This window comes from Lentzea sp. NPDC060358 (genome assembly GCF_042725365.1).
Lineage (GTDB): Bacteria > Actinomycetota > Actinomycetes > Mycobacteriales > Pseudonocardiaceae > Lentzea.
Genome location: NZ_JBHXCW010000341.1, coordinates 1 through 6642, shown reverse-complemented (window position 1 = coordinate 6642; position 6642 = coordinate 1). Strand labels below are relative to the sequence as shown.

The following is a 6642-nucleotide window of genomic DNA, read 5'->3' as shown; positions in this document are numbered from 1 at the left end:
CGTTGGGCGGCTGCCTGTTTCGTAGTTTGGTTGCGTTGCGGTGGGTGCCCCGTCCCAAGTCGCACCAGGAGCTGGCCACACCTGAGGGGTGAGGTCAAGTCGACGAAAAGCGTGCCCGCTTGACACCCCTCCTCGCGTGCAGCAAGAGCTGAGGCGCGACTCGTGACGGGGCACCCACCGCTGGGAGCTGCGCTCAAAAGCAAAAGCAAAAGCCAAGGGCCTGCTCGCCTTCGGCTTTGCGCTTCAGCTTGCTGCTGCTGCGCAGCTTGCCAGCAGCTTTGCCAGTTCGTTCGGTTTGCTCAGTGAGGCGCAGTGGCCTGCTGCCAGCTCCACCGGGCTGGTGCCAGGGAGGCGGGTCGCCACCAGTCCTCTCATGAAGTCCGGTGTGAAGAAGCGGTCTTCCGTGCACAGGATGAAGTGGGTCGGCACGTCTGGCATCGCCGGTAGTGGCCACGGCTTTGCCATGGGGGCTTCGGCCATGCCTCGTTCTCGTTTTCGGGCCTCCGCCTGGAGGTCTGGGGGGACGTCGTGCCAGAACTGGTCCTCCAGGCCCGAGTCCTCGTAGCCCGTGTTGGCCCACCAGTCGGCCGGGGGTTCGCCTGGGACCGGGAGCATTGCCGTCACGTAGACCAGTGCCTTGGCGTGCAGGCGATCTGCTGCCAGCGGTGCTACCAGGCCGCCGAAGGAGTGGCCCACCACTACCACGTCCTCGGTGGACGGCAGGGCGTCGATGAGCGTCGACGCCCAGTCCGTCAGGTCCTTCGACTCGTCTTCGATCGGGAGGTCCGGGGCGACGGCGGTGTGGCCCTCGGCCTCCAGGGCTGCTGCCACCAGGTGCCAGGACCAGCCGACGTCGCCGGCCCCGTGCGCGATCGCGAAGGTCGTCATGGGGCGAGGTTATGCGCGCCGTTCCACCGGCAGGCGGGAACGGGTGAACAGGGCCGCGCCGATCATCGCCACCGCCGGGACCACCAGCAGGGACGTGAGGACGTTGGGCCAGGGGACGGTCAGCGGGTTCAGCGGTGGCCGGGGCCAGGTCGACTCGTAGCCCACGTTGAAGGCCGCCAGCAGGGCCAGGGCCGATCCGACGCCTGCCGCCGTGCCCAGGAGGCCGCCTGTTCCGGCGATCACGCCCGCCTGGCTCAGGGACAGGAGCTTGCGCAGGGCCGGGGTGGCGCCCACCGCGGCCAGGGTGGTGAGGTCGCGGCGGCCGTCCGCTGCCGCGAGGCCCGTGGCCAGGGCTGCCGCCGCCAGGGTGATCAGGCCTGCCACCAGGCCCAGGACGCCCAGGGCCCGCTGGGTCGCCGTCTCCGTCGGGCGGTCCACGTGGACCTCGTACTCACCGCCCAGGGCCGCGGTCAGGGCGTCCTGTTCCGCCGCGGTCGGCATTCTGGTGCTGGTGGCGTAGACGCTGAAGCTCTCCACCTCGAAGCCCAGGGTGCGGGCCGTTTCCTCGGTCATCAGGGCCAGCGGGGCCGTTGCCGCCGGGACGGCGTGGGCCGGGGCTCGCGTGGTCACCGACTGCATGCGGGTGGAGATGAGAATCCGGTCGTCCTCCACCACCTCCGGGGTGTTGACGACCACCTTGCCCTCGCGCATCGCGGTCTCGGCTGCCGCCGCGTCCGGTGGTTGCAGTTTCAGGAGGGTGGCGGCGGCGTCCGGGGTGGTGATGGCCAGGAAACCCGTCGGGGTGGTGAAGGCGCCGAAGTAGCGGTGGGACCGGCCCACGCCGTCACAGCGGCGGTCGGCCAGGGCCGACTGCTGTTCGGACTCGGTGGGCTGGCGCTGGAGGACGTCCAGGGCGTACGGGCACTCCTTGGCCGCCGGTGGGCGGACGTGGGCCATGCACGCGGCGCCGTCGCAGCCCAGCAGCTTGATCTCGTGGACCTCGGCTGCCGGCATGGTGGCGCGCAGTGCGGTGGCGACGGTGGGCGGGAGCGCGGTCTTCGCGTCCTTGGTGAGGTTGTCCCTCGCGTAGACGGAGACGTCGCCCAGGTTGCCCGCCAGCTGGCCCGTCGCCTGCTCGGCCTGGGAGGTGAGGACGACGCTCACGGCCACGGCGCCGATCACGGCCGCCATCACCGCCGAGATCGCCGGCGCGGCCGCGGTGCGGTTGCGGGAGGCGTCGCGCAGGGCGATGCGCAGGGCGACCGGGAGCCGGCGGCCCGCTCTGGCCAGCAGGCCCAGCAGGGCCGGGGTGCACAGGACCAGGCCCACCTCGGTCAGGATCAGGGCGCCGAGGATGCCGACGACCTCCGTCCTGACCGCGCTCAGGACGCCCGTCACCACGCCGGCCGCGATCAGGCCCAGACCCAGGAACACCCAGCGGCGGCGCGAGCGGGTGATGCCGCGGCGGCCCGCCAGTGCGGTCACCACGTCCTGGCGGGCGGAGATCCACGCGGGGACCACGGCGGCCAGCACGCCGGTCACCAGGGCCAGCAGCGCGAGTGCGACCAGGGCGGCCGGGTAGAGGCGCAGGGCGCCGAAGCGTTCCTCCAGCACCCACTCGACCACCGGGCGGCCCGCCACGGCGGCCAGGGTGCCCAGCACCACGCCGCCGGCGGCCGCCAGGGCGCCGACGACCACGCCGTCGGCCAGCACGACGCGGCGCACGTGCGACGGGGCGCCGCCCACCGCGGCCACCAGCGCCAGGTCGCGCTTGCGGCGGCGGGCGCCCACGGCCAGGGCGGAGCCCGCCAGCAGGGCCATCTCCAGCACCGCCAGGCCCGCGATGAGGACCAGCACCTCGCCGCGCAGCTCGTCCGGTTCGCCGAGCCGGTCGTAGCGCTCGGCGGCGGACGGCGGGTCGCGCAGCACGCTCCTCGACAGGGCGACCACGCCGGAGGAGTTGAGCTCCTTCACCTTCGCCCAGTCGAGCGGGGTGGTGACGAGCCAGATCCGGTCGGCGCCGGGGAACGCTCCCGGCAGCGCGACGACCGTGGTGTTCTCCAGGCCGCCGGGTTCCTCGACGACGCCGACGACGGTGAACGCGCGGCCGTCCTCCGTGGTCACGGTGCCGCCCAGCCGTGCGGCGGTGCGGTCCATCGCGGCCCTGGTCAGGGCCACCTCGGTGGCCGTGGCGGCGGTGCGGCCCTCCAGGACGGTGATCATGCCGGTGGTCAGCGGGTCGCCCAGGTCGACCATGCGGACGTTCGCGCGGCCGAGGCCTGCGGTGGTGCGGAGGGTGACCCCCGCGCTCTGGACCGGGATCAGCCGCGCGCCGGGCAGGAGCGCCCGCAGGCCCTCCTCGGACGGCTCGGGCCCCTCCTCCGCGCCGGTCGGGATGGCGTAGAGCTGGTCCGGCTGCTGCATGACCGGACCGCTGTGCGGCCACCGGACCATCGCCTCGGTGGCGCCCATGTGGCGGGAGGCGTCCTCGTCCGGGGTCAGGGTCGTCGAGTCGTAGACCACCGCGGCGAACGACAGCGCGGCGACCGGGACTCCGATCAACGCGACCACGAGCGCCGAGCGCACGCGGGACCGGCGGGCCTCGCGCCAGGCGATGCGCAGAGCTGCGCGCCAGCCGTTCACGGCGTGCTCAGCAGTTCTTCCGGGCGGTCGCGCTGCGACACGTCGACCACGACGCCGTCGCGCAGGAACACGACGCGGTCGGCCCAGGCGGCGTGGCGGGCGTCGTGCGTGACGAGCACGGCGGCGGCGCCGGCGTCCACCTTGGACCTGAGCAGCCGCAGCACCGTCTCCCCGGTGCGGGAGTCGAGGGCACCGGTGGGTTCGTCGGCGAGCACGAGGCGGCGCTCGCCGATCAGGGCGCGGGCGATCGCGACGCGTTGCTGCTGGCCGCCGGACATCTCGTCGGGGAACCGGTCGGCGAAGCCGCCGAGGTCCACCTCGGCCAGCGCCTCCTCGGCTTGCCGGCGGGACCCGCGGACGCCGTCGAGGTCGAGGGGCAGCGCCACGTTCTCGGCGGCGGTGAGGCTCGCGATGAGGTTGAGGTCCTGGAAGACGTAGCCGATCCGCCTGCGGCGCCACGCGGCGAGCTGCCTGCGGGACAACGACTGCAGGCTCGTGCCGTCGACCAGCACGGTGCCGCTGCCGGGGCTGTCGAGGCCGCCGCAGAGGTTCAGCAGCGTCGACTTGCCGGAACCGGACGGGCCCATCACCGCGACGAGCTCGCCGGGACCGACGGTGAGCGAGACGCCGTCGAGCGCGTTGACCGCGGTCTCGCCGGTGCCGTGGACGCGCCGGACGTCGCGCAGTTCGAGGACGCTCACCTCGGCACCTCGACGTCGGAGGTCTGCGGCACCGGGGCGGGCTCGTAGCGGACGAGGCTCGCCTCGCAGTGGTCGAGCCAGCGCAGCTCCGCCTCGGCCTGGAAGATCATCGCGTCGAGCACGAGCTGCCACGGCAGGTCGCCGGGCTGCGTCTTGAGCCGCGTGTACTCCTGCAGCGTGCGCATGGTCGAGGTCCGCTGCGTCATCACGACCTTCGCCACGTCGACACCGGGCGTGGTGATGGCGAGGGCGAGCTTGATCGCGACCTCGTCGCGCGGCCGGTCGCCGCGCTGCACGGGCGTGGTGAACCACTTCTTCAGCTCGTCGCGGCCGTGCGCGGTGATCTCGTAGGGGCGCTGGCCCTCGTTCTCGGGCAGCGCGGCGACCAGGTCGTCGCGCTCGAGGCGCGACAACGTCGTGTAGACCTGCCCGATGTTCAACGGCCACGTGCCGCCGGTGGCCGTGTCGAACGCCGCCCGCAGCTGGTAGCCGTACATGGGCCCGCGCTCCAGCAGCGCGAGCAGACCGTGTTTGACCGACATGCCTACCGAGTATGCATACTGAGTATGTTCCTGGCAAACGGTGACGCCGGAACCCGAGTGCGGACAGCTTCGGATTCCGGAACCCTGGGTGGTGCCGGAGACGTCCGGCGGGAAGCCGTTTGGGGGAAGAAGTGGTCGACGCCGCACGGGGTCGAACCGGGGGACTGAGCCTGCTGGGGTCCGCGCGCGGGCCCGAGGTGCCGCAGGTGCTCGTCCCGCGGGCGGACATCAGGGATTATGAACCGGCGGACGAGCCGTCGTGGCTGCGCTGCCGGGTGCTGGGACTGCTGGACTCGAGCCGCGACGACGTGTGGCGGTCGCGGCACCGGTCCGACCTGGAGCTGGTCGCGGCCGACGACAACGTGGTCATCGGGCTGCTCGACGTGTCGGTGCCGGACGAGCGAGCCGTCGTCGGCACCATCGCCGTGCACCCGGACCACCGGCGGCGCGGGCTCGCGTCGGCGCTGCTGGAGCAGGCGGTGGGACGGCTGGAGAGGTGCGGTGTGCGCACGGTCGAGGCGTGGGTGCAGGACGACCCGGCGCTGGCCTGGTTCCTCCGCCGCGGGTTCGCCGAGGTGGAACGGCACCTGCGCGTGCACGTGTCGGCGGCCGAGGCGGGCACCGCGGTGAGCGCGCGGTACGGGCTGCGGCCGGTCGGCGCCGTCCTGGACGTCGCGGTCGAGAGGGAAGCCGAGATGCGCCGGCGGTTCGAACGCGTCCACCTGCGCCGCCGGTTGGTGCGTGAGCTCAGACCGTGATGCCGGTCAGCCGCGGGATCGTCGCGGTGCGCCCGGCCAGCAGTATCACCAGCGCCTCGACCGGGCCGCTGATCTCGGCGCCCTCACCCGCGGACCAGCGGGCGTCGGTGGCGACGAGCCGGTGCCCGGCGAGCCTGCGGCGCGCGTGGAACGGGAAGCCGATCCGCCAGAGGTCATCCGCGGCGACGACGGCGGCGTCGAGGGGCATGGCGTGTTCGACGCCGAGCGGGATCGCGATGTCCTGCGCGTGGACCAGGGTGTCCATCAGCGCGTTCTTCAACGACTGGCTGGGCGCGAGCGTGCGCGACCCGACGATGCCGCGCAGTTCCGCGACGAGCTCGCCGGTGGGTCTGCGCGCCTCGGCGCGGGCGGTCTGGTCGACCATGCGGTTGAAGCTCCCGCGCGCCCGCGCGAACGCGCCCAGGGCGGCGCCGAGCCCCATCCGCGGTGCCAGCGACAGGTGGGCCGCGACCTCGCGCACCGTCCAGCCGTCGCACAGCGAGGGGCAGGTCCACTCCGCCTCGGTGAGGCCGGCGAGCAGGTCCGCGGTCGCCGCGCGCTCGGAGTCGATCGTCTGCCACATCCGCTGCTCGTCCACGGCGTCCTCCTCTTGATTTAGTTCGAGAGGCTGACTACTTTAGTCAGAGGAACTGACCAGTACAAGGGAGTCGTGTGAACATCGGTCTGCTGCTCTTCGTCCCGAACCGCGACGTGGAGAACCGCGTCCTGGCGGCGGTCAACGCGGCGGGCTTCGACGTGACGCAGGCCCAGGCGCGGGTGCTCATGCGGGTCGACCCCGGCGGCACCCGGCTGACCGTGCTGGCCGAGGCGGCACAGGTGACCAAGCAGACCGCCGGGTTCCTCGTGGACCAGCTGGAGAAGGCCGGCTACGTGGAGCGGGTGCCCGACCCGGCGGACGGCAGGGCGCGGCTCGTGCGGGTCACCGCGAAGGCGATGGAGGCCGTCCCCGTCGCGAACGCGGAGCTGGCGAGGATCGAGGCGGAATGGGAACGGCACATCGGCAAGCGGCGCATGGCCCAGCTGCGCGAGGCGCTGGAGATGCTCGGCGAGATCACCGACCCGTACCGGTGACCCGCGTCGTCGCGGTGC

General features: G+C 72.9%; 7 protein-coding genes. 2 read left to right on the top strand and 5 right to left on the bottom strand.

The annotated features are described in order from the left end of the window. Positions 1-243: 243 nt before the first annotated feature. The 4 genes from ACFWGZ_RS38360 to ACFWGZ_RS38345 are packed head-to-tail and all read right to left on the bottom strand — an operon-like array spanning position 244 to position 4774. Positions 244-888, bottom strand: a complete 645-nt coding sequence (locus ACFWGZ_RS38360; protein ID WP_382456505.1) for an alpha/beta fold hydrolase — start codon at positions 886-888, stop codon at positions 244-246. A 9-nt stretch (positions 889-897) separates the two neighbouring features. Next, positions 898-3531: an FtsX-like permease family protein gene (locus ACFWGZ_RS38355; protein WP_382456504.1), complete on the bottom strand. Its 2634-nt coding sequence runs from the start codon at positions 3529-3531 to the stop codon at positions 898-900. Beyond that, a complete protein-coding gene (locus tag ACFWGZ_RS38350) occupies positions 3528-4232 on the bottom strand; it encodes an ABC transporter ATP-binding protein (protein WP_382456503.1) in 705 nt (234 codons plus the stop codon). The genes ACFWGZ_RS38355 and ACFWGZ_RS38350 overlap by 4 nt, the downstream gene beginning before the upstream one ends. Beyond that, positions 4229-4774: a PadR family transcriptional regulator gene (locus tag ACFWGZ_RS38345; protein ID WP_382456502.1), complete on the bottom strand. Its 546-nt coding sequence runs from the start codon at positions 4772-4774 to the stop codon at positions 4229-4231. The genes ACFWGZ_RS38350 and ACFWGZ_RS38345 overlap by 4 nt, the downstream gene beginning before the upstream one ends. Positions 4775-4893: 119 nt before the next feature. On the opposite strand from ACFWGZ_RS38345, the gene ACFWGZ_RS38340 reads away from it, so the two are divergent. Further along, on the top strand, positions 4894-5532 hold the full coding sequence (locus ACFWGZ_RS38340; protein WP_382456501.1) for a GNAT family N-acetyltransferase: 639 nt from the start codon (positions 4894-4896) through the stop codon (positions 5530-5532). On the opposite strand, the gene ACFWGZ_RS38335 is transcribed toward ACFWGZ_RS38340, so the two are convergent. Next, entirely contained in the window at positions 5522-6130 is a 609-nt protein-coding gene (locus ACFWGZ_RS38335; RefSeq protein ID WP_382456500.1) for a maleylpyruvate isomerase family mycothiol-dependent enzyme, read from the bottom strand. The genes ACFWGZ_RS38340 and ACFWGZ_RS38335 overlap by 11 nt on opposite strands. 74 nt (positions 6131-6204) lie before the next feature. Here ACFWGZ_RS38335 and ACFWGZ_RS38330 point away from each other — a divergent pair, with 74 nt between their 5' ends. Beyond that, positions 6205-6624: a MarR family winged helix-turn-helix transcriptional regulator gene (locus ACFWGZ_RS38330; RefSeq protein WP_382456499.1), complete on the top strand. Its 420-nt coding sequence runs from the start codon at positions 6205-6207 to the stop codon at positions 6622-6624. The last annotated feature ends 18 nt before the right edge of the window (positions 6625-6642 follow it).

Coding starts and splice junctions, on each gene's coding strand:
- ACFWGZ_RS38345 (WP_382456502.1), bottom strand. CDS start 4,774: ATGTCGGTCAAACACGGTCTGCTCGCGCTGCTGGAGCGCGGGCCCATG.
- ACFWGZ_RS38360 (WP_382456505.1), bottom strand. CDS start 888: ATGACGACCTTCGCGATCGCGCACGGGGCCGGCGACGTCGGCTGGTCC.